This window comes from Serratia sp. (in: enterobacteria), assembly GCF_051654945.1.
In the GTDB taxonomy this organism is placed as follows: Bacteria; Pseudomonadota; Gammaproteobacteria; order Enterobacterales; family Enterobacteriaceae; genus Chania.
The window spans coordinates 130,541-157,177 of sequence record NZ_JBOFZA010000073.1; the positions used below are offsets into that span (position 1 = coordinate 130,541).

Genomic DNA, 26,637 nt, shown 5'->3' on the forward strand with positions numbered 1-26,637 from the left:
TCCTGAATGGGATTACTCGCTCAGGCCTAAACGCTCGCCTGCGTAAGACCCATCTTGCACACGGCGCCACCAGGTTTCATTGTTCAGATACCAGGAAACCGTCTTGCGGATGCCGCTTTCAAAGGTTTCCTGTGGGCGCCAACCCAGTTCACGTTCAATTTTGCCAGCATCAATGGCATAGCGCATATCGTGGCCAGGCCGATCCGTAACATAGGTGATCAGATCGCGATATTTCGCCACGCCCTGCGGTTTGTTCGGTGCCAGTTCTTCCAGCAGATCGCAAATGGTATGCACCACTTCGATATTCTTGCGCTCGTTGTGCCCGCCGATGTTATAGGTTTCCCCAATCACACCTTCGGTCACCACCTGATATAACGCCCGCGCATGGTCTTCCACATACAGCCAGTCACGCACCTGTGCGCCATCGCCGTAGACCGGCAGCGGTTTGCCAGAAATCGCGTTGAGGATCACCAGCGGCACCAGCTTCTCAGGGAAGTGGTAAGGGCCATAGTTGTTGGAACAGTTGGTCACGACGGTTGGGAAACCGTAGGTACGCAGCCAGGCGCGCACCAGATGATCGCTCGAGGCCTTGGAGGCAGAGTATGGGCTGCTTGGCGCGTAAGGCGTCGTTTCGGTAAACAGATCGTCGGTGCCGTGCAGGTCGCCGTAGACTTCATCGGTCGAGATATGGTGGAAACGGAAAGCCTGCTTTTTCTCTGCTGCCAGTGCCTGCCAATAATGGCGGGCAGCCTCCAGCATGGTGTAAGTACCCACGATGTTGGTTTCGATAAAGGCCGCCGGACCGTCGATTGAGCGGTCTACGTGGCTTTCCGCCGCCAGGTGCATCACGAAATCCGGCTGGTACTGCGCAAACACGCGATCCAGTGCGGCACGGTCGCAGATATCTACCTGCTCGAAAGCATAGCGTTCGTTGTCTGCCACACCGGCCAGCGACTCCAGGTTACCGGCATAGGTGAGCTTATCGACCACCACCACGCTATCGCGGGTTGCTTCAATGATATGTCTGACTACGGCAGAGCCGATGAATCCGGCACCGCCGGTGACCAAAATACGTTTCAACGCCAAACTCCTTTGGTGTCCACGATCCAGGACTGCTTAATCTCTTCCGGCTTGATCGCCTTGAATTCTTTATGATCGACCAGCATCACGATCACATCCGCCTGCTGCAGGGCCTCTGGCAGTGTTTTCAGCGTAACGTGGCCTGCCAGTGACTTGGGCAGTTGCTCAACGTTAGGCTCTACTGCCAGGGTTTCACCCACGTGCCAATCGGCAATCAGGTGGGCTACTTCTACCGCCGGGCTTTCGCGCAGGTCATCAATATTAGGTTTGAACGCCAGACCGAAGCAGGCGATCTTCACTTCGGAAGCCCGCTTGTCGGTTGCCGCCAGGCAATCTGCCACGGCGGCCTTGACGCGATCGACCACCCAAAGCGGTTTGCCGTCGTTAACCAGACGCGCGGTATGGATCAGACGAGCCTGCTGCGGGTTTTGTGCCACGATGAACCAAGGGTCCACGGCGATACAGTGTCCGCCCACGCCTGGGCCAGGTTGCAAGATGTTGACGCGCGGATGGCGGTTAGCCAAACGGATCAGTTCCCACACGTTGATCCCTTGATCGGCGCAGATCAGCGAAAGTTCGTTGGCAAAGGCGATGTTAACGTCACGGAAGCTGTTTTCCGTCAGCTTGCACATCTCGGCGGTGCGCGAGTTGGTGATAACACACTCACCTTCGAGGAAAATTTTGTACAGCGCGCTGGCGCGTTCGGAACATTTCGGCGTCATTCCACCGATGACACGGTCATTCTGGATCAGCTCGACCATCACCTGCCCAGGCAATACACGCTCAGGGCAGTAGGCAATGTTCACATCGGCCTGCTCACCGGCATCCTGTGGGAAGCTCAGATCGTTACGCGCCTCTGCCAACCACAATGCCATCTGCTCGGTAGCGCCCACCGGTGAGGTGGACTCCAGGATCACCAGGTCGCCTTTTTTCAGCACCGGAGCCAATGACTTGGCGGCGGCTTCAACATAGGCCAGATCGGGTTCGTGATCTCCTTTGAATGGCGTTGGCACGGCAATCAGGAAAGCATCGGCCGCCAGTGGTTTAGTCACCGCTTGTAAATAACCGCCTTCAACGGCTTCTTTTACCACGCGATCCAGATCGGGTTCGACGATGTGGATGGCTCCACGGTTAATGGTATCTACCGCGTGCTGGTTAACATCTACGCCGACCACTTTTTTCTTGCGGGAAGCAAACGCCGCCGCCGTTGGCAAGCCGATATAACCCAGGCCAATAACTGAAATAGTGTTAAAACTCATAGTGTCACCTGATGATTCTTTAAAGCTTCGAGGATACGTTGGCAGGCATGCCCGTCACCGTATGGGTTATGCGCCCGGCTCATGGCGTGGTATTCGCCTTCGTCTGTCAATAACCGGGTTACCGCATCAACAATTTTAGCTACGTCTGTGCCCACCAGTTGGACCGTGCCCGCGTCTACCGCTTCAGGCCGCTCGGTGGTATCACGCATGACCAACACCGGTTTACCCAGCGATGGCGCCTCTTCCTGAATACCGCCCGAGTCGGTCAGGATCAGATAAGATCGCGTCATCAGATAGACAAACGGTAGGTAATCCTGCGGATCGATCAGAATGATGTTATCGATACCCTTCAAAATACGGTTGACCGGCTCACTGACGTTCGGGTTGAGGTGCACCGGATATACCACCTGCACCTCTGGGTGCTGGCAGGCAATTTCAGCCAGGGCGCTACAGATGCGCTCGAACCCACCACCAAAGCTTTCGCGGCGGTGGCCGGTTACCAGGATCAGTTTTTTGCTGGCATCCAGGAAAGGATAGCGCTGGTCCAGGCTGCTGCGCAGCTCTGGGTTGTGCATAATGCGATCGCGCACCCACAGCAACGCATCGATCACGGTGTTACCCGTGACGAAAATATGATCGTCCCGCAGCGATTCGCGCAGCAGGTTCTGACGTGAGTTTTCGGTTGGCGAGAAATGGTACATCGCCAAATGCCCCGTCAACTTACGGTTGGCCTCTTCAGGCCACGGAGAATAGAGATTACCGGTACGCAGACCCGCTTCCACATGCCCCACCGGGATACGCTGATAGAACGCCGCCAGGCTGGTCGCCATGGTGGTCGTGGTATCACCGTGAACCAACACCACGTCCGGTTTGAATTCCTCCAGTACGCCCTTTAACCCTTCCAGAATGCGGCAGGTGATTTCACTCAGCCCCTGGCCGGGTTTCATAATATTCAGGTCGTAATCCGGTACGATTTCAAACAAACGCAGTACCTGATCCAGCATCTCGCGATGCTGTGCCGTAACGCAGACTCTTGATTCAAAGGCATCATCCTGAGCCAGAGCATGTACCAGAGGTGCCATTTTAATGGCTTCCGGTCTGGTGCCAAAAACAGTCAACACTTTCACAGCGAATCTCTTTTGGTCGGTGAAGTGCAGGCGAACCTGCAAAGTTGGGCTCCGAGGAGCCCAACAGCGAAATTATTATAGTATGGATTAACTCCGTGGCCGGCGTACCAGAGCCACGCCCGCGCCAACCAGGCCACCGATTGCGCCCCACATAATCAGCCAGAATACCCGGCGTGGGCTATCACGTTTCACCGGTTCTTCCGGCGTACGCAAATAGCGGTAGGTCTGGAATTTGGCATCCAACGTCGGGCCAACGTTCAAGGTTGCCAGCATGGCCCGGTTCTGATCGTAACTCAGATCATACGTGGGGCCGGAAGCCTGTAGCCCTTCCAGGCGGGCTTGCAGCATTGGCTTGCCCAACAGGAACAGGTCGGAGTCTGGCAGCTGTTCCGCTGGCGTATCGGTCTGCGTGCGGCTAATTCCCTGCTGCTCGGCAATTTTCAGCGCCTGCTGCACGGTCTTGAGTTCACGCTGATAAACCGCATCGGCTACCGCTTCCTGGCGTTTTACCTGAGCGTTCATCGAGGTAGTACGCGCAGCCCAGGCTCCCTGGATCTCTTCGTTCAGATGCTGCGCCGCACGGTGGCTGGCAAAGGCAACATACTGGCGCAGCAGATGGTTGGAGTCTGGCGCAGTTTCTGCGGTCAGTTTCACGCTGTCGTTGAGCACTTTCTTGTCGTCGCGCGGCGTGAACTGGATATTGTTGATCAGATCATCAAGCAATGCCGCATCGGCACGGGCATCCCCTTCCTGGCGCTGCTTGTAGTAATCGCTTTGCAGCCAGAAATCACGGCGCGTGTCATAGGCGGCCAGTTGCATGATAAATTCATTATAGGCTTCATCGGCAATCCCTGGCTGATCGCTGGCAACCGCTGGCAGAGTGCGCAGGTCCAGGTTACGCAGGAACTGCTGCTGAGAGTAATATCCCCCCAACGCATTCACCGTCGGTTTATCGGTGATCGCCGTGGCGCTCCACTCCTGTTTCACCAGGTAGGACACGATCAGCGCGACGGCAGCAAACAACACCGCGAAACCGATAATCCATTTTTTGCCACGCCACAGGGTGCAGCACAGACCACGGATATCGAGTTCGTTATCGACCACCGGGGTATTCTTGTCAGACGTTGTTTCAGGAATCATCACTGCCCTAAAGCCTCAGGTTAAGGTACTTGCTTATTGTTCGATGAATGACGGAGGCGGCGCTTGAGACGTTTGATATAGCGCGCGACCCGCCATGCACGTTTGATGCAATAGCCATAGAAGAAGAATGCAAGCAAGAATAATGCCAACATAACCCATTCAGGTATGAAAGTCAGGCGTTCGCCCACCACGCCAATCGCCGCCAACAGCGCCGCGGCCAAGGTGATCAACACAAAGGCCTGACGAGGCGTAAAGCCCGCACGCATAATCAAATGGTGGATATGTTGACGGTCTGGCGAGAACGGACTCATGCCTTTACGCAGGCGGCGATACATGATGGCAATCATATCCATCAGCGGGATGGCAATTATCCACAGCGCGGTCACCGGCTTGATGGGATGATTTGGCCCTTGCGAGCTTTGCACCAGCAGCCAGATGGCGGTAAAACCGATCAGCGTACTGCCGGCATCGCCCATAAAGACTTTATAGCGACGGCCAAGAATGCCGAGGTTGAGCAGAATATAGGGAACAATGGCCGCCAGCATGGCGAAGCACCAGAAGGCGAGATCGCTATGGCCGCCTTGATACAGCAGGATCCCCATCGCGCCAAACGACACGCAGGAGAGGCCGCCGAGCAGGCCATCGATACCGTCGACCATGTTAAAGGCGTTAATCGCGGCCCAGACGGCAAACAGCGTCACCAGGTAACCAAACGGCCCCAGCTGCATTTCCCATCCGCCAAACACATAGCCAAGGCTGCGCAGATAAAGGCCGGCAAACACCATCATGGCAATGCCGACCAACGCCTGAATGGTGGCGCGGATCTTGACGCTGATATCGAAGCGATCGTCCAGTGCCCCGACGAACACCAGGACACCGGCACAGGCGAGGTAGAGTTTACCGTGCGCAATCGTCTGGTCGGTGATCAAGAAGGCAAAACAGATGCCAGCGTAAACAGAAATCCCACCCACCAGCGGGATCAACCCCTGGTGACGTTTGCGATAATTAGGTTTATCAACCAAACCAATAGGTTTTGCTGCCTTGCGAGCAACAAATAAAAAAGCCAGAGAAAACAGAAAAACAAAAAGAATTTCAGTACTCATGGTGAGTAAGTTCACGGTTAACAAATCTCTGAAGAAGATGAGGCAGCTTAACATGGGTAACAAACCGCGCCACATGACCAAGCAACCTTTCAGTCATTTCCTATGACAATAGACATTCACACTTACTCATGCCAAGACGTGTCTTGCTTCAACGCATTAACGCAAAAAACAGGCGCAAATAAGATGAGTTCTCAATAAGTCGCAGGAATAACTTACTTTCCTTTACTGTTACTTATCGTATCCGCCAAAAGCAAAAAACGCCACGACTAGGCGTGGCGTTCCTCGAATATTTTACTTAATTATGAGCGTTTCATCATGTCGAAGAATTCGTCGTTGGTTTTGGTCATCGCCAACTTGTTGATGAGGAATTCCATCGCGTCGATCTCGCCCATTGGGTGAATGATCTTGCGCAGGATCCACATCTTCTGCAGTTCTTCAGAAGTAGTGAGCAACTCTTCTTTACGCGTACCGGAACGGTTGTAATCAATAGCAGGGAACACGCGCTTCTCGGCGATTTTACGCGCCAGATGCAGTTCCATGTTACCCGTACCTTTAAATTCTTCGTAAATCACTTCGTCCATCTTCGAACCGGTATCGACCAGTGCGGTAGCGATGATGGTCAGGCTGCCGCCTTCCTCAACGTTACGAGCCGCACCGAAGAAGCGCTTCGGACGATGCAGGGCGTTGGCATCCACACCACCGGTCAGCACTTTGCCTGAGGCAGGTACGACGGTGTTGTAGGCACGTGCCAGACGGGTGATGGAGTCCAGCAGGATGATCACGTCTTTTTTGTGCTCGACCAGGCGCTTGGCCTTCTCGATCACCATTTCGGCAACCTGCACGTGGCGAGAAGCTGGCTCGTCAAAGGTAGAAGCGATAACTTCGCCTTTTACCAGACGTTGCATCTCGGTCACTTCTTCTGGACGTTCGTCGATCAGCAGCACCATCAGCACGCAGTCTGGGTGGTTGTAAGCGATGCTCTGCGCGATGTTTTGCAGCAGCATGGTTTTACCGGCTTTCGGCGGTGCCACAATCAGGCCACGCTGGCCACGGCCAATTGGCGATGCCAGATCCAGTACGCGAGCCGTCAGATCTTCGGTAGAACCGTTGCCGCGCTCCATACGCAAACGTGAGTTGGCGTGCAGTGGCGTCAGGTTTTCGAACAGGATCTTGTTACGGGCGTTTTCCGGTTTGTCGTAGTTGACTTCGTTAACTTTCAACAGGGCAAAATAGCGCTCGCCTTCTTTTGGCGGACGAATCTTACCGGAAATGGTGTCACCTGTGCGGAGGTTGAAGCGGCGGATTTGGCTAGGAGAAACGTAGATATCGTCGGGGCCTGCGAGGTAGGAACTGTCTCCGGAACGGAGGAAACCAAATCCATCCTGCAATATCTCCAGCACGCCATCACCGAAGATATCTTCTCCGCTTTTCGCATGTTGCTTGAGTATAGAGAAGATAATGTCCTGTTTGCGCAGGCGGGCCAGGTTTTCCAGCCCCATATTTTCGCCGAGAGTAATCAGCTCAGAAACCGGCGTATTCTTTAATTCGGTAAGATTCATAGTGGGGGTTCTTAAACTCGGGGTGTGTCTCGAACTAGTATCGTGAATGGTATGGCAGCGTGTTAAACCCATTCGCCTTTCAAGCTACTACGTGAAATTGATCGGGTATGCGTGCCTGTTACTGGACGTTCGATCGCCGGGCTGCTGGGTCACCGCAGTAAGAAATGGCTTAGCTGGGGCGCACACGCTGACGGTTTAAGATCGAAGGTGCCTTAAAACTGATTTTTTGTAAAACCGCTTGATCGTCAAAACACGGGCTCGGGTCACAGTAAAATGCTAGTGCCGATGGTTCAACGTAGAGTAATGCTCAGATTCAAACTCTTTAGATTTAATACTTATGGCAAGTTCAAAATGCAGTATGGTTAAACTTAACACGCTTCTTGGCAGGCGTCTAGCGGTGAATGAAAATCCCCCTCCAGACGCCCGTCACGGGGCTTCCTGCCCTAATTACAGATTCGCTTCAAGGAACTCTTTGAGCTGGCCCTTGGACAACGCGCCGACCTTGGTCGCTGCCACTTCACCGTTCTTGAACAACAACAGCGTCGGGATACCGCGGATGCCGTATTTAGGCGCGGTAGCCGGGTTTTGATCGATGTTCAGTTTGGTAATGGTCAACTTGCCGGCAAACTCTTCGGCAATCTCGTCGAGGATCGGAGCAATCATCTTGCACGGACCACACCATTCAGCCCAGAAATCGACCAGGATAGGCCCTGCGGCTTTCAGTACATCGGTATCGAAGCTGTCGTCAGTCAGGTGAATAATTTTATCGCTCATGTTCTACTCCACAGGATTAGGTCTACCTTGTTGGTGTAGCATCAAACCAACTTGGGTGATTTTATTTCACCGCTTTTATTTCAACGGATATGCTTTCGTAAAGCAATAGTTAGCTGATATTCTACCACACTATGAGCAAAACACACTTGACCGAACAGAAGTTTTCCGACTTCGCCCTGCACCCGTTAGTCCTTGAAGCCCTTGAGAAAAAAGGGTTTCACAACTGCACGCCCATCCAGGCGTTGGCATTGCCGCTCACCCTCAGTGGGCGCGACGTTGCAGGTCAGGCGCAAACCGGTACCGGAAAGACGCTGGCATTTTTAGCGTCTACTTTTCACTATTTGCTGTCCCACCCGGCGAAAGAAGGTCGCCAGACCAACCAGCCGCGCGCCTTGATCATGGCGCCTACGCGTGAACTGGCAGTACAGATCCATTCCGATGCAGAAGCCCTGTCACAGTCTACCGGGTTGAAGCTTGGCCTGGCCTACGGCGGCGATGGCTACGACAAACAGCTGAAAGTGCTGGAAAGCGGCGTGGACATCCTGGTGGGCACCACCGGTCGTTTAATCGACTACGCCAAACAGAACTATATCGATCTGGGTGCTATCCAGGTTGTGGTGCTCGATGAAGCCGACCGTATGTACGATCTGGGCTTTATCAAAGATATCCGTTGGCTGTTCCGCCGCATGCCTGCGGTCGATCAACGCCTGAACATGTTGTTCTCTGCCACCCTGTCCTATCGCGTCCGCGAACTGGCCTTTGAGCAGATGAACAACGCTGAATATGTGGAAGTTGAACCGGAACAGAAAACCGGCCACCGCATTCAGGAAGAGCTGTTCTACCCGTCCAACGAAGAAAAAATGCGCCTGTTGCAGACGCTGATTGAAGAAGAGTGGCCGGATCGCTGCATCATCTTCGCCAACACCAAGCACCGCTGTGAAGACATCTGGGGCCATCTGGCCGCCGACGGTCACCGCGTTGGCCTGCTGACCGGCGACGTGGCGCAGAAAAAACGCCTGCGTATTCTGGACGACTTCACCAAAGGCAACCTGGATATCCTGGTCGCTACCGATGTCGCCGCCCGCGGCCTGCATATCCCGTTGGTGACTCACGTCTTCAACTACGATCTGCCGGACGACTGTGAAGACTACGTGCACCGTATTGGCCGTACTGGCCGCGCGGGCGAAAGCGGTCACTCCATCAGCCTGGCCTGTGAAGAGTACGCGCTTAACCTGCCAGCCATCGAAACCTATACCGGCCACAGCATTCCCGTGAGCAAGTACAACAGCGATGCGCTGATGACCGATCTGCCTGCACCGAAGCGCCTGGTGCGCCCGCGTGGCAACAACGGTCCACGCCGTAACTCTTCTGCGCCACGTCGTGGTGGTGCGCCGCGTAACAACCGTAAACGTTCGGGCTGATAGATAACTATGCCAGGTTCCAGCACCCTCTATGCCGCCATCGATCTGGGGTCCAACAGTTTCCATATGTTGGTGGTACGTGAGGTGGCTGGCAGTATCCAGACGCTGGCCCGCATCAAGCGCAAAGTGCGCCTGGCGGCCGGGTTGGATCAGCACAATCACCTGTCACAGGAAGCCATGCAGCGCGGGTGGCAATGCCTGCGGTTGTTCTCGGAACGCCTGCAGGACATCCCGCGCGATCAGATCCGGGTCGTCGCCACCGCGACGTTACGCCTGGCCAATAACGCGGCCGAATTCCTGCAAACCGCCGAAACCATCCTTGGCTGCCCCGTACAGGTCATCAGTGGCGAAGAAGAAGCCCGCCTGATCTACCATGGCGTGGCCCACACGACCGGCGGCCCGGATCGGCGTCTGGTGGTTGATATCGGGGGTGGCAGCACGGAGTTGGTTGCCGGTACCGGGGCGCAGGCTGCGCAGTTGTATAGCCTGTCGATGGGCTGTGTCACCTGGCTTGAGCGCTTCTTCAGCGATCGCAATCTGGAGCGGGATAACTTCGAAGCCGCCGAACAGGCCGCGCGTGAAATGGTGCGGCCCATCGTCCCACAACTGCGTCAACATGGCTGGCAAATTTGCGTCGGCGCATCCGGTACCGTGCAAGCGCTACAGGAAATCATGGTGGCGCAGGGCATGGATGAACGCATTACCTTGCCCAAGCTGCGGCAGCTAAAACAGCGGGCCATTCAATGTGGCAAGCTGGAAGAGCTGGAAATCGAAGGGCTGACGCTGGAACGCGCCTTGGTGTTCCCAAGCGGCCTGTCGATACTGCTGGCCATTTTCCAGGAGCTGGGTATCGAAAGCATGACGCTGGCCGGTGGCGCTCTGCGCGAAGGGCTGGTGTATGGCATGCTGCATCTGCCGGTCGAACAGGATATCCGCAGCCGCACGTTGCGTAATCTGCAACGCCGTTATCTGCTGGATATCGATCAGGCCGAGCGTGTCAGCCAGTTGGCTGCGAACTTCTGTCTGCAAACCACCAATGAATGGCAACTGGATACGCGATGTCGCGAGCTACTGCATGCGGCCTGCCTGATCCACGAAATCGGCCTGAGCGTCGATTTCAAACAGGCTCCCCAACACGCCGCCTATCTGGTCAGCCATCTTGATTTACCCGGCTTTACCCCGGCACAGAAAAAACTGTTAGCCACCCTGCTGCAAAACCAAAGCAACGCCCTCGATCTCCCGCTGTTGAGCCAACAGAATGCCGTGCCGCCGCGCGTAGCACAACGCATGTGCCGTCTGTTGCGTCTGGCTATCATCTTTGCCAGCCGCCGCCGTGACGATACCCTGCCTGCGGTACGCTTGCGCGCCAACGATGAAGAGTTGCATGTGATTTTGCCGCAAGGCTGGCTGGAACGGCATCCGCTGCGCGCAGAAGCGCTGGATCAGGAAAGCCATTGGCAGAGCTATGCCCACTGGCCGCTGTTTTTAGAAGAGCAGCACTGAGAGTAGTCCCCTCACCCTAACCCTCTCCCCAAGGAGAGGGAACCGATCGAGTACTCTGATATTACAAGGTTTTCCGAATCGGCACCGGCTCATCAACAACGCCGGACAGTCCCCTAACCCTCTCCCCGAGAAGAGGGAACCGATCGAGTACTCAGATATTACAAGGTTTTTCGAATCGGCACCGGCTCATCAACAACGCCGGACAGTCCCCTCACCCTAACCCTCTCCCCGAGGAGAGGGAACCGATCGAGTACTCAGATATTCCAACGTTTCCCGAAGCGGCACTGGCTTATCAACGACGGCGGACAGCCCCCTCGCCCTTTGGGAGAGGGTTGGGGTGAGGGGAAAATCCTCGGGGTCAGCTACCGCCTTTCGCCTTGGCCAACATCGCTTTCACGCTGGCCAAATGGCTCTGGCCTTTCTCCATCCGCTCTTGCGGACTAACCACCTTCCGCTCTGTCTCCCAGGCCAGATCATCCTGCGGCAGTTCCAACAGGAAACGGCTGGGTTCAGGGCGCACTAACTCGCCGTATTGGCGACGTTCGCGGCACAGGGTGAAAATCAGCTCTTTCTGGGCGCGAGTGATCCCCACATAGGCCAAACGCCGCTCTTCATCGACATTATCCTCATCAATACTGCTCTGATGTGGCAATAACCCCTCTTCCATGCCCACCAGGAACACATAGGGGAACTCCAACCCCTTGGAGGCATGCAAGGTCATCAGTTGCACCTGATCCAGCTCTTCGTCGCTTTCGCCACGCTCCATCATGTCGCGCAACGTAAAGCGCGTGACCACCTGGGTCAGCGTCATCGGTTCGTCCAGATCGTTGCCTTCCAGCATCTCGGTCATCCAGCCAAACAGCGTGTTGACGTTTTTCATGCGCATTTCGGCCGCTTTCGGGCTGGGCGAGGTTTCAAACAGCCAGCTTTCATAGTCGACACCACGGATCAGATCGCGCACCGCCGCCACCGGCTCACGCTCCATCATTTGAATAATGCCTTCCATCCAATGAGTGAAACGCTGTAATGACTCCAATCCTCGACCGGTCAGATACTGGCCCAGGCCGAGATCGAAGCTGGCACGGAACAGGCTTTTGTTGCGCTGATTGGCCCACTCCCCCAGCTTTTGCAGCGTCGCCGGGCCAATTTCCCGCTTTGGCGTGTTGACGATGCGCAGGAAGGCGCTGTCATCATCCTGATTGGTCAGCACCCGCAAATAGGCCAGCAAATCCTTGATTTCCGGACGCGAGAAGAACGACGTGCCGCCCGAAATCTTGTATGGAATGCGGTTCTGCATCAGCATTTTTTCAAACAGCCGCGACTGATGGTTACCGCGATAGAGGATCGCATAGTCGCCATAATTGGTTTTCTTCACAAAGTGATGGGCGATCAGTTCCCCCACCACCCGCTCGGCCTCGTGATCTTCATTGTTGGCCGTTACCACCTTCAACTCTTCGCCGTAGCCCAGCTCGGAGAACAGGCGTTTCTCGAATACGTGCGGGTTGTTGGCAATCAGAATGTTGGCGGCCTTCAGAATACGTTCACTGGAACGGTAGTTCTGCTCCAGTTTGATGACCTGTAACGCTGGGAAATCTTCCTGCAACAACACCAGGTTCTGCGGACGCGCACCGCGCCAGGAGTAAATGGACTGATCGTCATCCCCCACCACGGTAAAGCGTGCGCGGTTGCCCACCAGCAGTTTCACCAGTTCATACTGGCTGGTGTTGGTGTCCTGATATTCATCCACCAGCAGATAGCGGATCCGGTTCTGCCAGCGTTCACGTACTTCCTCATTCCGCTGTAGCAACAAGGTGGGCAACAGGATCAGATCGTCAAAATCCAGTACGTTACAGGCCTTCATATGGTCGTGGTACAACCCGTAACAATGGGCAAACAGTTTGTCCCGCTCGGAGCGCGCCAGCCCCATGGCCCGTTGCGGATCCACCAGATCGTTCTTCCAGTTGGAAATGGTCGAAATCAGCTGTGCCACCAGCGTTTTGTCGTTTTCCAGCCACTTCTCGGTCAATTCTTTCAGCAACGCGAGCTGATCCTGATCGTCAAACAGCGAGAAGTTGGACTTCATCCCCAGCGCGGCATATTCGCGTTTGATCACTTCCAGCCCCAGCGTATGGAAGGTTGAGATCATCAGGCCACGCGACTCTTTGCGCCCCATGGTTTGTGCCACACGCTCTTTCATCTCGCGCGCCGCCTTGTTGGTAAAGGTCACCGCGGCGATATGTTTGGCCTGATAACCACATTGGTGGATCAGGTGGGCGATTTTGTTGGTGATCACGCGCGTTTTGCCGGAACCGGCTCCGGCCAGTACCAGGCAGGGCCCGGTAACGAATTCGACGGCTTGTTGTTGGCTGGGGTTTAATCGCATGGCGCTTTATTGCTCAATAGTGGTGTGCTGGGGGGGTGAATTGTAGCAGAAAGCGCCGACCAGATTTATACCCGTCGCCTTTCAAGTTGTTGCGTTGTTACCTGCGAGCATAAACCCCAGTCACTTATCAAAGAGTTACGCTCTTGTCGCCTAGCTATGCTGTACAGGGATGTACAAATGCCGCGAGCGCATGGACGCGCTAGAGCGGCCAACTCGAAATTCATAGGGTAAGACAGGTATAATGCGGCGAATTCTTCATGACTAAACGGATAAAAACGATGGCCAAGACCGCGAGTGCCCTGCACATTCTGGTGGATAACGAAACGCTGGCAAACGAACTGATGGCTAAACTCAAGCGTGGCGTCAGCTTTGATACGCTGGCGCGCAAATACTCGAGCTGCCCGTCCAAGCGCAACGGTGGCTCCTTAGGTGAATTCAACAAGGGAACCATGGTCGCCGCCTTCGATAAGGCAGTGTTCAGCATCCCGTTGCTCAAGCCCTATGGCCCGGTGAAAACCCAGTTCGGCTATCACATCATCAAGGTGCTATACCGGAGTTAAGCCCCTCTCCCAAAAAAGGAGAGGGGACCGATCGAGTGACTATCGGTAACAGAGGATCACCTGACCACAGCAGAAATGATCAATGATTATTGAGCACTGGTTTCCGGTGCCGCCGTTGTCGCGTCCGCCGGTTTTGGCTCTTCGCTCACCACGGCCGGTGCTGGCGTCATGATACCGTTGTAGGTTTCCTGCAACTGCTTCATGTTCATCTCCGGCTCCCCCTTCGGCTGTAACAACACCAGGGTAGCATCCTGCGACAGTTGCAGCTTCAGTTCCTGATTCAGCGATGCCAGCGTCAGTGACGACAAGAAGGCCTGACGCAGCTTCTGGTATTGCTCGGGAGCTATATCCACCACACCACTCTGCTGTGAACGCAGGCGCTGGCTCATCAGCACGTCGGTATCGGTGCGAGCATAGGTGGCAAACAGTTTGCTCAACTGATCGGTTTTCTGCGCCAGCAGGGCATTAAACTCATCCTGAGACAGGCCGTTATTACGCACATTGGCCAATTCGCGGGCAATAAACGCCAGGCCGTTGTTCAGGTTGTCATTCGGTGAGTTCAGGTGGATCGCACACTGGGCGCGTTGATATTGCACCCGGCAGTCGAAGCCCAGTTTGATGTTTTTCTGCTCGCTCTTTTGCAGCACCTGCTGAATGTGCCAGAACAGGGCCTCACGGGCCATATCACTGCGCCAGTAACGGCTCAGGCTTTGCGAATCGCGGATCGGATGCCAGGGCGTATCCCACATGATCGACAGCGTATCCTGCTTCACCTGATCGCTGATCAGGCTGACCGGCTGCGGCGGCAGTGGCGTCAGGGTTGGCATGGTTGCCGGTGTCTCGCGCTTGCCTTGCAGAGGCGAAAATGCCTTGTTGATCTGCTCACTCAGGCTACGGCTATCGACTTTACCCACGACGTACAACGTCATGGCGTCCGGGGTATACCACTGTTGATAAAACTTTTGCAGTTGCTCGATATTGACCGGCCGCTTGACCTCCTGACCCGGATCGTGTGCCAGCAGCGTTGAACCTTTCAGACGATAACGCCACCAGGTATCTTTGGGATTCGGCGGAAAGGTGCCGATAGGATCCATATTGGCGTTCATCACCGCTTCTACCGTTGGCTCATCAATAGCCAACTTGCCGGTGGTATCCGCCAGCCAGGCCAGCGCCTCTTTCAACAGATCGGGGCGGTTATTGGGCAGGCTCAGGTTGTAGATGGTGAAATCATAAGAGCTGATGGCTGGCGGCAATGGCCGTTCACTGTCCACGCTCTGTTGCCACAGCGACTGTAGCTGCGGCTGGGTAAAACTCTCGCTGCGCGTAATCGCAATACGCGGCAACAGATGGGCAAAACCGATCTGCTGGGAAGACTCCACCAGCGATCCGGTATTGACCATCAACCGTAACTCAACGCGATCGCTCGGGCGCTGTGGTGTATCAAGGATCTGCCAAGAGAACCCGTTATTCAACTGCCCCTGCTGCCAGGCAGGATCAGGTTGTAGCGCTTCAGCGTGCACACTGCCGTTGGCCGCAACCAACAGCAGCCCACCCACTAAAAGACGAATTCTGGTGCCCTGCATGTGAACCCCTACTTAATGACTAGCCAATTTTTTATGCGAATAAGGTATTCCAGTCAATGGAATATAAGGCAGCGTCCCGTCACTGGTCACCAGCGGTGCTGACGAGTCGGCCTGAACTGTGCGTGGCACAGCAACAATCACACCCTGAGTTTCACCGTAGGGCGGAAAGCGCAAAGTGTACCATTCTGTTAGACCGCGCGCCTTTGCGGATGTCACTCATCACAGTGAAAAATAATAGCCGGTAGGGTGTTATGGAGAAAAAATAAACAATAAGCAAGAGGAAATGGTATCGGCTGCGGTGGCAGCCGATACCGAAGGTCGGAAAAATAATCAGGCGGAAGGGAGCTTTCTGTCGGCAGGAGCTTTCTCGGTGCGCTGATTCAACACGTCTTGCAGCTGCTTTTCATCCAGTTGGTTACACCATTTGGCCACCACTACCGTCGCCACACCGTTACCGACCAGATTGGTCAAGGCGCGGGCTTCGGACATAAAGCGGTCGATACCAAGGATCAGCGCCAGGCCAGCCAGCGGCAAATGCCCTACCGCCGAAATGGTCGCTGCCAGTACGATAAAGCCACTGCCGGTCACCCCTGCCGCTCCTTTCGAGGAGAGCAGTAACACGACCAGCAAGGTCACCTGATGCATGATATCCATATGGGTGTTGGTCGCCTGGGCGATAAACACCGCGGCCATCGTCAGATAGATTGAAGTACCGTCCAGGTTGAACGAGTAACCCGTCGGGATAACCAGCCCCACCACCGATTTCTTGCAGCCCAGATTTTCCATTTTATCGAGCATGCGTGGCAGCACCGATTCGGAAGACGAGGTACCCAGAACGATCAGCAGCTCTTCTTTGATGTAGCGGATAAATTTGAAGATGTTGAAGCCGTTGTAGCGGGCAATCGAGCCCAGCACCACCACCACAAACAGCACGCAGGTGATGTAGAAGCAGACAATCAGCTGGCCGAGCTGCAACAGCGTACCCACACCGTATTTACCGATGGTGAACGCCATGGCACCAAAGGCCCCCAGCGGTGCCAGACGCATGATCATATTGATGATGCCGAAAATCACGCGGGAGAAGCTGTCGATAACGTTAAAGATCACCTGGCCTTTCTCACCCAGGCGATGCAGGGCAAAACCGAACAGCACCGCAAACAGCAGCACCTGCAAGATGTTACCGCTGGCAAAGGCACCCACTACGCTACCCGGGATAATATCCAACAGGAATGGCACGATACCCTGCTGGGAAGCCTGCTCGGCATACACCGCCACCGCTTTGGCATCCAGCGTTCCCGCATCGACGTTCATCCCGGCGCCCGGTTGCACCACGTTAACGATCACCAGACCGATCAGCAGCGCAATGGTACTGACAATTTCAAAGTACAGCAGGGCGATCGCCCCGGTACGGCCCACGGCTTTCATGCTTTCCATACCCGCGATGCCGGTCACCACGGTACAGAAGATCACCGGAGCGATAATCATTTTGATTAATTTAACAAATCCATCACCCAGGGGTTTCATCTGGGCACCAAGGTCAGGGTAGAAATGGCCAAGCAGGATCCCCAGCGTAATCGCGGTTAACACCTGAAAATAGAGGCTCTTGAATATAGTTGTTTTCATATGCACATCCTTTGGGGGGAGACAACGCAGCAGGCGGGCAATCACTCGTCCGTCCTGTTTTTCGCTTGCGCGGAAAATAACACCCCTATAACAACATGGAAATAACTTGTTGCCGACTTCCTGGCATATTGGTGTGAATTTAAGAGCTGAAACGCGTCAGTCAGTGTACAAGTTCCGGCGTTACGTCAGCTTTTCTTTGCATTAACTCAGAATGGGTATGGGCTTAAGGCGCAGGAAAACCCACGGCAAAAGTACCGGGAGGAAAGATAAACTCAGTGCCAGATTGAACCGGATCACGCTTTGGTAACAGGGGCAAACTGCGCTTCAAATGCCTCACGAGGCAAGGGTTTGGCAAACAGGAAGCCCTGGCCAATGCGAATGCCGTGTTGTAGCAACCAGTCTCGCTGCGCCTCGGTTTCCACCCCTTCCGCCATCACCGGCAGGTTGAGCACCTGGGAAATCGAGCTGACGATCCGCGCCATCGCATCGTCCTCTGGCAGCCCATCAATGAAGCTCTTGTCGATTTTAATCAGATCGATCGGCAGGGATTTAAGTCGATTGAGATAATGCAGGCTGGCATAGCCCATACCAAAGTCATCCAAGGCGACCGATACACCTAAGTCGTGTAATTCACGTAACAGTTCCAATGCCCGATCGAGGTCGTGGATACGCACCGTCTCGGTAATTTCCAGCAGCAGTTTGCGTGGGTCGATCTGATGCTCGTCCAGCAGTCGTTTCAGATGCGGCACAAAGTCTTGATGCTGCAACTGGATCGCCGAAATATTGACCGCCAGCGGCAACGGGATGCCCTGGGATTGCCACGCGGCCAGAATGCGGCATGACTCTTCCAGCACCCAGTTACCGAGAGGCACAATCACGCCCAACTCCTCCGCCAGCGGGATCACATCCGCCGGGAGAATGATCTGACCATTGGGCAGTAGCCAACGCAGCAAAGCTTCCGCACCGGTCACTTCACTGGTTTGCATATCCCACTGGGGTTGCAGGAACAGCGCAAACTGGCGTTGCTCTATGGCTAACAGGATCTCGCTTTCCTGCGTCAGGCGCTTTTGGGTTTTTTCGGTCAGGCAAGGCTCGAAGAACAGGATCTGGTTTTTACCCTCACGATGCGCCGACATCATGGCCGAGGTGGCGCTGCGCAGCAGTTGCTCTGCACTCCCCCCCGGATTGGGATAATGGGCAATGCCGATACTGGCGCTTGGCCGCAGCGGCATTTTCTGTTGCAGGTTGAGCGGTGCATTAATGGCCGCCATCACTCTTCTGGCCAACTGTAAGGCGTGAATGGGCTGCTCGATATTTTTCGCCAGGATGGCAAACTCGGCATGACTCAACTGAGCCAGCACACAGTCCGCACCGATAACCTGACGCAGCTTTTTCGCCAGCGTCAGCAACAGGGCTTCACGCATTGACGGGTTCAGCACGCCGGAGGCTTCATGCAGGGTTTCGATACCCACTACCAACAGGTTAAAACGCGGTGGCCGCATGCTGGTAGCAATATGTTGTTCAAGCAGCGCGGCAAACAACGCCGGATTAGGCAATTCGGTAATCGAGTGATGGGTGCTCAGGCGGCTCATGGCGGTATGCGCCTTGGCCAGCGCCTGCTGGTTGCGGTTGTAATTACGCACCAACTGGCCCAATTCGTCGTCCTGATGTTGGGTCGGCAGCGTCAGTTGGTGGTAAGGGAGATCGTCCACAGAGACATTTTGCAGCTCGCGCGCCATGGCGCGTAACGGATAAACCAGCAGCCGGTTCATGCACCAGCTCACGGCGACCGACAGGATCAGTGCCAACAGCAGGTAGGTCGACAGCATGGTCGATAGCGTGCTGAGGATAAACTGATACATGCGGTACGAATCGGCCTGTAACACCAGATAAGCCAGCGGTTGGGGATTGGCAGGCACCCGCTCAACCGAATAAAGCGGAACTGAAATCTGTACTGGCAGCTCAAAAATACGTGCCACTAACGCGGGAACGGGACGTTCCGACGGGAAATCGGCGTGCAATGCCTGAAACTCGTTCGGCAGGACGATATCTGCCCGGGTGAGGATCCCCACGGGCCGCAACGCATTGAGTACGCGTTTGGTTTCCGGCATATCCATGCGCAGGACCGCTTCTGACAGGGGTTGGCGCACGGCATGGGCCACATTCTCCAGTTGCTGGACATAGTCATCCCTGCGCTGCTGCACAAAGTGGAATAACTGGATCACGATGAAGATACAGATCGTCACCAGTGCCACACCAGACACCGCCGCCATCTGCTTAATCGTTAACGAACGCCTGACCCGCAAAAACCTGCTCCCCTAGAGTTAACTGAAAACCAAAATGCCTGATGGTGAAACACCATGCTTAAAGTGACGCTTCTCACCCCAGCCTCTCCGACGAGAAAAGCTGGGGTAAGGGGAAATATTGCTTGCTGGATAAGCGGCTTGAGTATACTCGATTGCCCCGCGTTTTTGCCTTACCAACCGCTTGGCGACAGCGGGAAAAGCGCGGCTTTCGGTATTATCCGAACCGGAATAGCCACAGGGTAGCAAAACTACCCTGTGGGCGACACCATCAATCAACCAATTTCAGATTACTTAAAGTCGGCATAAGGCGTCAGCGGCTGCGGTGGCAGATCGAGATCGCCCTGCCAACCCGCGAGCGAGTAACGCAGATAAATTAACGCATGGCTTGGCGTGTAGTCTTTGGCCTGTTGAATATCGATACCCGCCCCCAGCGTCCAATGGGAACTGAGGCGGCGTTCGATCAGGGCGCGCAGCGTGTAGCCTACGCCGGAGGAGGAGCCACCGCTTTCCACCGCGTCCTTGTCTGGCAGAGAAGCGGGTATCAGCCCTTGCAGAGGGTAGCGCTTTTCATCGTTGGTTTTCGCATGCGAGATCGACACCGAGCCACCGACTTCCCACGACCAGTTTTCCGTGCGCTGGCGATAGTTCACCGGCACCGCCAGCGACACATATTGCTGCGGGCTGTAATAGCCCCCCTGGCCAAGCGAGTACCCGCTCAAGTCCTTCTGATAGTGCCAGAGCATGGTACTCAGCCCAATGGTGGCACGGCGGTTATCTTCGTTAATCACCTTGTAATAATAGCCAGCCATCAATCGTTCACGCTGGTTATCCTCAACGTTCTGGCCAGTGAGCTGATGAGCACTGAGATCGGCCCATACGCCGTTGGCTTCACCACGGTCGTAACTGGCGCTCAGGTTGATGCCGGTAGCACGCACGCCTCCCCAGCTAATGCCGGTATTCGGATCACGGGTGCCACCGAAGGCTAACAGCGAGCTGGTTACCGGCCGCCGTGATGCGCCCAGCGTCCAACCGATATGGTTCCAGTCACCGCTATACGCCACGCCGCCGACCCAGTCCACCACCTCAAAGCCCATCGGGGTAGTGCCGATATCGGTTTGCCAACGATCGTTGGCCCAGCCGGCCGCCACGCTGGTGCCGGTGGTTTTTTGCCGTTGGTCTCCGCTGCAACCCTGCGTATTACAGGTGCCAAAGGTTTCGAAGTACTTGCCGTTATTGTCGGTCGAGAAACTGCCCGCGTTCAGTTGGACGGTATCGGTACGCAAGAACGCCCGGCCATCATACAGCGGCATATCCACCTGCAACATGGTGTCATGCGCCTGATAATCCGAGATACCGCCGGTGCCGCTTGAACGCCAGTAGTCGTGATCGAGCGTGACCCTGACGTCCTGTTGGCGATAGAGATCGGCGGCATCGGAGCGGATGCCGCGTTTTAGCCAATCATCCGTCGCGTTATTGCGGGTTAGCCGGGTGTAACCGTCATTATCCGCAGGAACCGTTGGCGCAATCCCGCTGGCTACCATCGCCTGGCGATAATCCTGCTGCGCCGGTTCCGGTTGCAGTTGCGCTTGTTCCAGCCTGGCGGCATCACGATATATCAGCGCTTTGGCCTGCCCTGGCGGCTCTTGCTGGGCGGCAACTTTAAGCTGCTGGAAGATATCGGTCGCTTTCTGCGGTTCGCCCACCGCCCGCCAGGCATTGGCAACCCGACGCTGACCGTTGATCGATTCATCCGGTTGTGCCGGTGCCGTTTGCAGCCGTTGGCGAGCCTCGCTCAGTTGACCTTGCGCCACATAGGCTTCGATTTCGCCCAAGCGCGCATCCGGATTATTCGGCTCACGCGCCCGCACTCGCTGGTAATCCGCCAGTGCGGCGTCATATTCACCCCGCTCCAGCGCCCAATCGGCCAAGGTCAGATCGATGCGCGTTGCCGGAGGCTGCTGACGCAGGTAGGCAATCGCCGCAGGTTCATCGCCGGCAGCACGCAACCGTTCGGCATGATCCAACGTGGCCTGCATCTGTAAACGCTGGGCCATTTCACGCATACCGTCGTTCCACTGCGCTTTCGGCAAACTATTCAGCTGTGCCAACGCCTGATTATCACGATCGCTGCCAGCCAGGTAGAGCGCATAGGCGTAAACCTGTTGTGGATCGCCGGACTTCTTCGCGGCCTGTTGGCGCATCAGCACATCGGCCTGCTGCGGTTGCCCGGCCTGGCGCAGCGTTTGCGCATAGTGATAGGTCAGCCAGACGTCGTCAGGATCCTTCTGGTGCGCCTGCCGATACTTTTCTGCCGCCGCAGGCCACTGCTGGCGCTGGGCCAATTCATCGGCCTGCTGCTTGAGCATGTCCAGTTGCAGCCCATCGAGCGTGCTGCGTAACTTGTTCTGCTGCCCACGAGGCAGACTATTGAGATAGGCCAATGCCTTTTGTGGCGACTGCCGTTGGTAAATATTCACCAACCCGCGCACCGCACTGCCGCTACTCGGATCCAGACGCAGCGCCTGCTGATAATATCGCTCGGCGACGGCATCATCTTTGCGAGCCACGGCAACGTCAGCCAGGCCGATCAGTGCATCGCTGTCGCCGTTATCAATCTGCCGTGCCTGCTGATAGTGTTGCTGGGCCAGCGGCAGGTTATTGGCCTTTAACGCCTTGTCGCCCGCGTCGATCGCCAGCCAGTAGCGGGTGGATTGGATCAGGCTCTGCCACTTGCTGCTGTCGTAATTATCCTTGTCTGCCTTCTGTGCCTGCTGGAACAGGCTCAGCGCCTGCTGGCGGTTACCCGCGCGGGAATAGGCCAAACCAAGCGCGCCAAGTACTTCGGCATCATTGGGCGCACTAGCTAACGCTTGTTTCAATTCAGGGATCGCCGCCCGGCTGCCGCCGCTGTTCACCTGTGCCAATCCGGCCATGCGCGCACGATAGGCCGGATCGGACAGCAACGTCCGCTGGCGGGCCAGTTCCTGTTGCGCGCCAAGCGCCTGCTCGCCGCTTTCAAACACGCCAAGGAACCGGTTTAACGCCGCCACGCTTTGCGGACTGACGGGCAACGCTTTGACCTTCTCCAGCCATAGATCTGCCGCAGCACCGCGCCCTGAAGGATCGGCAGCTACCTTTTGCAATAAATCATAGGCCTGAGCGTCGCGATCCTGGCTAAACAGCATCCGCGCCAGCGCCATGCGCAGCGTAACGTTACCGGGATATTGCTGGTCCAATGCCTGAAGTTTCTGTATCGCCGCCGGTTCCTGGCCGGGTAACCTGGCCACCAGGCGCCAATACTCCACCGCCAGATCGAGCGTGGGTAGATTGCCGTGGAACAGTTCGTCGTACTGGGCTTTGGCCTCTGGCAGTCGCCCTGCGGTTGCCATCAAGCGTGCCTGTTGCAACTTCTGGCGAGTTTCCGGCTGGGTCAGCAACATGTTCATTTCTGCCTGGCGGAACACTGGCGATTGCGGTGCAATCCCCTTCAGCTTATCCAACTGTTGTTGCGCCAATACCTGATTACCCTGCCGCAGCGCCAGACGCATGCGCGCCGCAATCACGTCCGGGTTGTTCGGGTCCATCAGCTCAAGCCGATAGAGCGATTGGCGCACCAACTCATCTTTGTTGCTGGCCTCACCGATACGCACCTGCTCCAGCAGCCACTGCTCCGGGGCAACGCTTTCGGCACTCTGCGCCTGTGGCAACAGGACCAGGCTCAATGGAAACAGGCTTAGCCAGCCTAGTGTGAAGTTGCGCATTGGCTACCCCAGGCGGGTTGAAGTTCACCCTGACGATTGAAACGATAGCGTAGCTGATCCCATCCCTGGCCAAACAGCAGCAAAGAGGCGCTGAAATAGGCATCGTCACCCAAAGGATTATCCTCAATGCGTTGGCGCTGTACCGCCAGGGCATCGGGCTGTGCGGCCAACAGCGGCAACATGGCGGCGGAGAAGCCTACCGGACCCGTACCGCTGGTTTTGCCGCTGGCGGTATCGGCCTTCTCCGGCACCGCACCAAGCTGGGCGGTGAGACGCACCATCGGCTGGAATTGCTTCACCAGCGCCGCTTTATGGGGATCGTCGTCCGCCAGCATGCCGGCCCACAGATAGACGCGGATGGCGTCATAGCTGCCAATATTGGGTTTGACCGGGTCAGGCTGCCAGCCTTTACCCGATTGCCACTCGACCCAGTCCGGCGAAAACCCCTGCGGAGCGGTTTCCAGCAACATCCGCTGGCTGGTTTTCTGCATCGCTCGCCACGGCCCGTTCAGAGGGGCAAAGCGGGCCAGCAACTGCGGCGGTAAATAGCTGGGGTTGAGCCGCCAGCGCTCCTCGGCGACAAAACCGACCTTGCCCGGCAACAGCATCAGCCCCAAACCCGGAATATTCGCCACCTCTTCGCGGCCAATCCGCTGCAACAGCAGCGTACCCAGCGTTTGATAACGGCGGCTTTGCCATAGTCTCCCCGCCTCCAGCAGGTTGTAAGCAATCCACATATCCGAGTCAGCAGCCGAATTACTGTCCAGCACCTTCCAGGTCTGAGCGTCGTCCTGCCCCCACAACCAGGCGGGCAAATGGGCACTCAGATCGCCTGCGGCCAGATTGTTCTCCGTCCACTCCAGCAGCTTATCGAAGGCAGGCCGATCGTTAGCCACCAGCGCAAAGAACATCCCATAGCTCTGCCCTTCGGAGGTGGTGATGCGCTTCAGGCTGCTGGGATCGATCACCCGCCCTTCATTGCTGATATAGAACTGTTTGTACTGCTGCCAGGCTGGCCAATCACAGCCTGCCGCCGTGCCGAACGCACACAGCAGCAGCAGGCCAGGCAGCAAACGACGCAGGCTGAACCCTACCATGGCAATTAATCCCGATCTTCCGGTGACAGACGACGACGGCTAAAGGCCTTCAGGCCACGCCGCAGCAACAGGGCCACGATCACCACCACCAGTGCGGCTATCGCCCCAAGCAGCAGCGGGTGCGTCGACAACGCATACCAGATCCGTTCCCACCACGGCAGATGGCCAACGTAGTAAACATCACCTACGCGCAGGCTATCGACGCCGGATTCACGGATCACGGCCACTGAACCAAACATCGCCGCACGCTTGCCGCTGTCCATTTGCGCATTATTCAGCAGTTCATAACCCCGTGGGCTGTCCGCCAGCAGGGCCACGATGCTGCGCTGATCGTGGAACGGTGATTGCACGCCGATCACCGCCGCCATCGCGCCTTCCGAACTGATGGTGGTTTTGCTGTCTGGCGTGGCGTCATCCTGCTGCACGTCCATACTCGGCAACGGCAGTTGGCGCATCGGCATTTTCACCCAGCTTTGGGTCGCGTCCACCAACAGGTTGATTTTCTTGTCATCACGCAGCTCCGGCGGGATGGTGCCAATCAGCAGGATATCGGCGTCCTTATCCTTGGCCTGTGACCAGTCATCGGCCAGCGAGAAGGCCAGCGCCGGGTAGCCGGTTTGCGCCCCCATGTTACCCATGGCGTTGAGCAGAGCACTGACCTGCGCAGGCTGCGGCTGTTTGTTTACCAGTACCAGCGTTTGCGACAGATCCGCCAGGCGGCTGAATGGGAAACCGGCATTGGCGAAGGCACGCAGATCGGGCATGGTGATAAAATGACGATAGCCGGAGAAATCGATGGTGGAACTGCCGTCGATCACCGCATGATTCGGCACCAACGAATAGGTTTCACAGCGCCCTTCGGCACCGCTGGCCAGCAGCGTGGTGTAATCAAAGTCAAAGCGCAGCTGGTTGGTGGCCCCTAGCTTCAGCGCCGGAATGTTGACCGCTTTGTCAGAATCGAGCAGCCCCTGAGCCAGCGGCAAACGCAGCAGTTGCGCGCCCTTTTCATTTTCCGGCACCAGAGCATAGGACTGCACAAACTGATTGTTCAGGCTGATGCTCAGGCGAGAGCCGTCCTGAATACGCGGTGAGGTGTAACGGTATTTCAGCTGCATATCGATGCCGGTGCTGTGGATCAGGAACAGATCCGGCGGCAGGTTCATCGACAGCGAGATCGGCCCAGGTTCGACGCCGCTAGTCTGCAACTGCTCGGCATATTGTTGCAGTTCGCTGAACTTCATCGCCCGATCGGTACGCACCCAGTTTGGCGCATCATATGGCTGACGCACCGCCAACTGTTCAACCTTGTCCACGCTCAGGTTCTGGCCACGGAACAGGATATTGCCCTGTGCAATGCCCTTCACCGCCGTGATCAGGTCGTTGTCATCACGGCCCTGCACCAGCAGCAGTTTCACATAAGGGTTATCCGGATGGCTGATCATCTCCACCGTCGGCCCGTTCACCGCCGGATAATCCTTGAGGAAATCCGGGCGCTGTTTATTGGTGGCAAACACGATGGCGTGCTGATTAGGCAAACGGTTGAATAATGTCGGGAAAGACTGGCCGCGCCATTGCGCCTTGGTACCAAACCAGGAAGCCAGGATCCCCGCAGCGCGCTGCTGCTCCAGATCCGGCTGGCCGGCGAACACCATCGGCAACGTTAAGGGCCGAACGTCGCGGCTGTCGAAGAAGGGTTCCGGGAAATGGGAAAGCTCATTTTTCACCGGCAGCGTCTGGTAGCGCAGGCTCAATGAGCTGGATTTGCCGACGTCCAGCCACAGCGTGCTGTTGGCCGGGTTCTCACAGATGTTCTGGTAATGACCGACAAATACCAGCCGTATGCGGTTAAAATCGGTGATATAGCGTGGATCGATCGCCATCTGGATGCGATTAGGCTTGCCCAACTGCTCTTTGGTGATGGTGGTTACGCCCATCAGCTCATCGTTGAGGTAGATTTTGACGTGCGACTCCACCGGGATCAGCGACGGTGAAGGGGTGAACTCCAGATCAAGCAGCGCCTGTGACACCACCTCGTCACTGCGCACGCCAAATTCAATCTGCCCCTCAGGGCGGGTGCCACGCAGAATAAAGGTGCCAGGCGGTGGTGCTATCTTGGTAAACGGCAGTATTACATCACGCACCGGCGCATCAGACGCTTGCGGCGCTGTCCCCCCCATAGGTACGGTGACCAGAGCTTCAGCCACGGTGCTCGCAGGCGGAGTCACACTAGCCGCTGGTGTGGGGGCCGTTTCCGCCTGAGACAGGCTACTGATGCCTAAGGCCAGCGCGGTAAACCAGTTTATTTTTCTCGTCATCGTATCATCATCAATGTTGGGGCCGGTTAGCAGGGCTGGCGAA

At 56.2% G+C, this 26,637-nt stretch carries 17 protein-coding genes; 3 read left to right on the top strand and 14 right to left on the bottom strand.

The window, feature by feature from the left end:
- Window positions 1–12: 12 nt before the first annotated feature.
- The 7 genes from rffG to trxA form a co-directional block, all read right to left on the bottom strand.
- Window positions 13–1,080: a dTDP-glucose 4,6-dehydratase gene (rffG, locus tag ACRDCA_RS15120; RefSeq protein WP_438690261.1), complete on the bottom strand. Its 1,068-nt coding sequence runs from the start codon at window positions 1,078–1,080 to the stop codon at window positions 13–15.
- The gene (gene wecC / locus ACRDCA_RS15125) at window positions 1,077–2,339 is read right to left on the bottom strand and encodes a UDP-N-acetyl-D-mannosamine dehydrogenase (RefSeq protein WP_438690262.1); all 1,263 of its coding nucleotides are present in this window, start codon (window positions 2,337–2,339) and stop codon (window positions 1,077–1,079) included. Before wecC ends, rffG begins: the two co-directional genes overlap by 4 nt.
- Window positions 2,336–3,466 carry a non-hydrolyzing UDP-N-acetylglucosamine 2-epimerase gene (gene wecB / locus ACRDCA_RS15130; protein WP_438690263.1) on the bottom strand — a complete coding sequence of 377 codons (1,131 nt, stop codon included), beginning with the start codon at window positions 3,464–3,466 and terminating at the stop codon, window positions 2,336–2,338. The genes wecC and wecB overlap by 4 nt, the downstream gene beginning before the upstream one ends.
- Before the next feature lie 87 nt (window positions 3,467–3,553).
- Window positions 3,554–4,606, bottom strand: a complete 1,053-nt coding sequence (gene wzzE / locus ACRDCA_RS15135) for an ECA polysaccharide chain length modulation protein (RefSeq protein ID WP_438690295.1) — start codon at window positions 4,604–4,606, stop codon at window positions 3,554–3,556.
- A 20-nt stretch (window positions 4,607–4,626) separates the two neighbouring features.
- Entirely contained in the window at window positions 4,627–5,724 is a 1,098-nt protein-coding gene (gene wecA, locus ACRDCA_RS15140) for a UDP-N-acetylglucosamine--undecaprenyl-phosphate N-acetylglucosaminephosphotransferase (protein WP_438690264.1), read from the bottom strand.
- A gap of 284 nt (window positions 5,725–6,008) precedes the next feature.
- The gene (gene rho / locus ACRDCA_RS15145; protein ID WP_025119023.1) at window positions 6,009–7,268 is read right to left on the bottom strand and encodes a transcription termination factor Rho; all 1,260 of its coding nucleotides are present in this window, start codon (window positions 7,266–7,268) and stop codon (window positions 6,009–6,011) included.
- Between the two features lie 447 nt (window positions 7,269–7,715).
- A complete protein-coding gene (gene trxA, locus ACRDCA_RS15150) occupies window positions 7,716–8,042 on the bottom strand; it encodes a thioredoxin TrxA (protein WP_438690265.1) in 327 nt (108 codons plus the stop codon).
- A 131-nt stretch (window positions 8,043–8,173) separates the two neighbouring features.
- Here trxA and rhlB point away from each other — a divergent pair, with 131 nt between their 5' ends.
- A complete protein-coding gene (gene rhlB / locus ACRDCA_RS15155; protein WP_438690266.1) occupies window positions 8,174–9,463 on the top strand; it encodes an ATP-dependent RNA helicase RhlB in 1,290 nt (429 codons plus the stop codon).
- 9 nt (window positions 9,464–9,472) lie between these two features.
- Window positions 9,473–10,966 carry an exopolyphosphatase gene (ppx, locus tag ACRDCA_RS15160; protein ID WP_025119026.1) on the top strand — a complete coding sequence of 498 codons (1,494 nt, stop codon included), beginning with the start codon at window positions 9,473–9,475 and terminating at the stop codon, window positions 10,964–10,966.
- 358 nt (window positions 10,967–11,324) lie between these two features.
- Here ppx and rep read toward each other — a convergent pair whose 3' ends face one another.
- Window positions 11,325–13,349 (bottom strand): DNA helicase Rep, encoded by a 2,025-nt coding sequence (rep, locus tag ACRDCA_RS15165; RefSeq protein ID WP_438690267.1) that lies wholly within the window; start codon window positions 13,347–13,349, stop codon window positions 11,325–11,327.
- A 278-nt stretch (window positions 13,350–13,627) separates the two neighbouring features.
- Here rep and ppiC point away from each other — a divergent pair, with 278 nt between their 5' ends.
- Window positions 13,628–13,909 carry a peptidylprolyl isomerase PpiC gene (gene ppiC / locus ACRDCA_RS15170; protein WP_025119028.1) on the top strand — a complete coding sequence of 94 codons (282 nt, stop codon included), beginning with the start codon at window positions 13,628–13,630 and terminating at the stop codon, window positions 13,907–13,909.
- 86 nt (window positions 13,910–13,995) lie between these two features.
- On the opposite strand, the gene ACRDCA_RS15175 is transcribed toward ppiC, so the two are convergent.
- The 6 genes from ACRDCA_RS15175 to bcsB form a co-directional block, all read right to left on the bottom strand.
- Entirely contained in the window at window positions 13,996–15,492 is a 1,497-nt protein-coding gene (locus ACRDCA_RS15175; protein ID WP_438690268.1) for a M16 family metallopeptidase, read from the bottom strand.
- Between the two features lie 330 nt (window positions 15,493–15,822).
- Window positions 15,823–17,115 (bottom strand): dicarboxylate/amino acid:cation symporter, encoded by a 1,293-nt coding sequence (locus ACRDCA_RS15180; protein ID WP_438690269.1) that lies wholly within the window; start codon window positions 17,113–17,115, stop codon window positions 15,823–15,825.
- A gap of 293 nt (window positions 17,116–17,408) precedes the next feature.
- Window positions 17,409–19,421 (bottom strand): biofilm formation regulator HmsP, encoded by a 2,013-nt coding sequence (gene hmsP / locus ACRDCA_RS15185; protein ID WP_438690270.1) that lies wholly within the window; start codon window positions 19,419–19,421, stop codon window positions 17,409–17,411.
- Between the two features lie 287 nt (window positions 19,422–19,708).
- Complete coding sequence (gene bcsC / locus ACRDCA_RS15190; protein ID WP_438690271.1) at window positions 19,709–23,182, bottom strand: cellulose synthase complex outer membrane protein BcsC; 3,474 nt, start codon at window positions 23,180–23,182, stop codon at window positions 19,709–19,711.
- Window positions 23,164–24,279 (bottom strand): cellulose synthase complex periplasmic endoglucanase BcsZ, encoded by a 1,116-nt coding sequence (bcsZ, locus tag ACRDCA_RS15195; protein WP_438690272.1) that lies wholly within the window; start codon window positions 24,277–24,279, stop codon window positions 23,164–23,166. Before bcsZ ends, bcsC begins: the two co-directional genes overlap by 19 nt.
- Window positions 24,280–24,284: 5 nt before the next feature.
- Window positions 24,285–26,594 (bottom strand): cellulose biosynthesis cyclic di-GMP-binding regulatory protein BcsB, encoded by a 2,310-nt coding sequence (bcsB, locus tag ACRDCA_RS15200; protein WP_438690273.1) that lies wholly within the window; start codon window positions 26,592–26,594, stop codon window positions 24,285–24,287.
- Window positions 26,595–26,637 lie beyond the last annotated feature (43 nt).

Excerpts from the sequence above, each read along its gene's own strand:
- rho (WP_025119023.1), bottom strand. The coding sequence starts at position 7,268 with ATGAATCTTACCGAATTAAAGAATACGCCGGTTTCTGAGCTGATTACT.
- bcsB (WP_438690273.1), bottom strand. The coding sequence starts at position 26,594 with ATGACGAGAAAAATAAACTGGTTTACCGCGCTGGCCTTAGGCATCAGT.
- ACRDCA_RS15175 (WP_438690268.1), bottom strand. The coding sequence starts at position 15,492 with ATGCAGGGCACCAGAATTCGTCTTTTAGTGGGTGGGCTGCTGTTGGTT.
- bcsC (WP_438690271.1), bottom strand. The coding sequence starts at position 23,182 with ATGCGCAACTTCACACTAGGCTGGCTAAGCCTGTTTCCATTGAGCCTG.
- trxA (WP_438690265.1), bottom strand. The coding sequence starts at position 8,042 with ATGAGCGATAAAATTATTCACCTGACTGACGACAGCTTCGATACCGAT.
- rhlB (WP_438690266.1), top strand. The coding sequence starts at position 8,174 with ATGAGCAAAACACACTTGACCGAACAGAAGTTTTCCGACTTCGCCCTG.
- ppiC (WP_025119028.1), top strand. The coding sequence starts at position 13,628 with ATGGCCAAGACCGCGAGTGCCCTGCACATTCTGGTGGATAACGAAACG.
- ppx (WP_025119026.1), top strand. The coding sequence starts at position 9,473 with ATGCCAGGTTCCAGCACCCTCTATGCCGCCATCGATCTGGGGTCCAAC.
- ACRDCA_RS15180 (WP_438690269.1), bottom strand. The coding sequence starts at position 17,115 with ATGAAAACAACTATATTCAAGAGCCTCTATTTTCAGGTGTTAACCGCG.
- wzzE (WP_438690295.1), bottom strand. The coding sequence starts at position 4,606 with ATGATTCCTGAAACAACGTCTGACAAGAATACCCCGGTGGTCGATAAC.
- bcsZ (WP_438690272.1), bottom strand. The coding sequence starts at position 24,279 with ATGGTAGGGTTCAGCCTGCGTCGTTTGCTGCCTGGCCTGCTGCTGCTG.
- wecC (WP_438690262.1), bottom strand. The coding sequence starts at position 2,339 with ATGAGTTTTAACACTATTTCAGTTATTGGCCTGGGTTATATCGGCTTG.
- rep (WP_438690267.1), bottom strand. The coding sequence starts at position 13,349 with ATGCGATTAAACCCCAGCCAACAACAAGCCGTCGAATTCGTTACCGGG.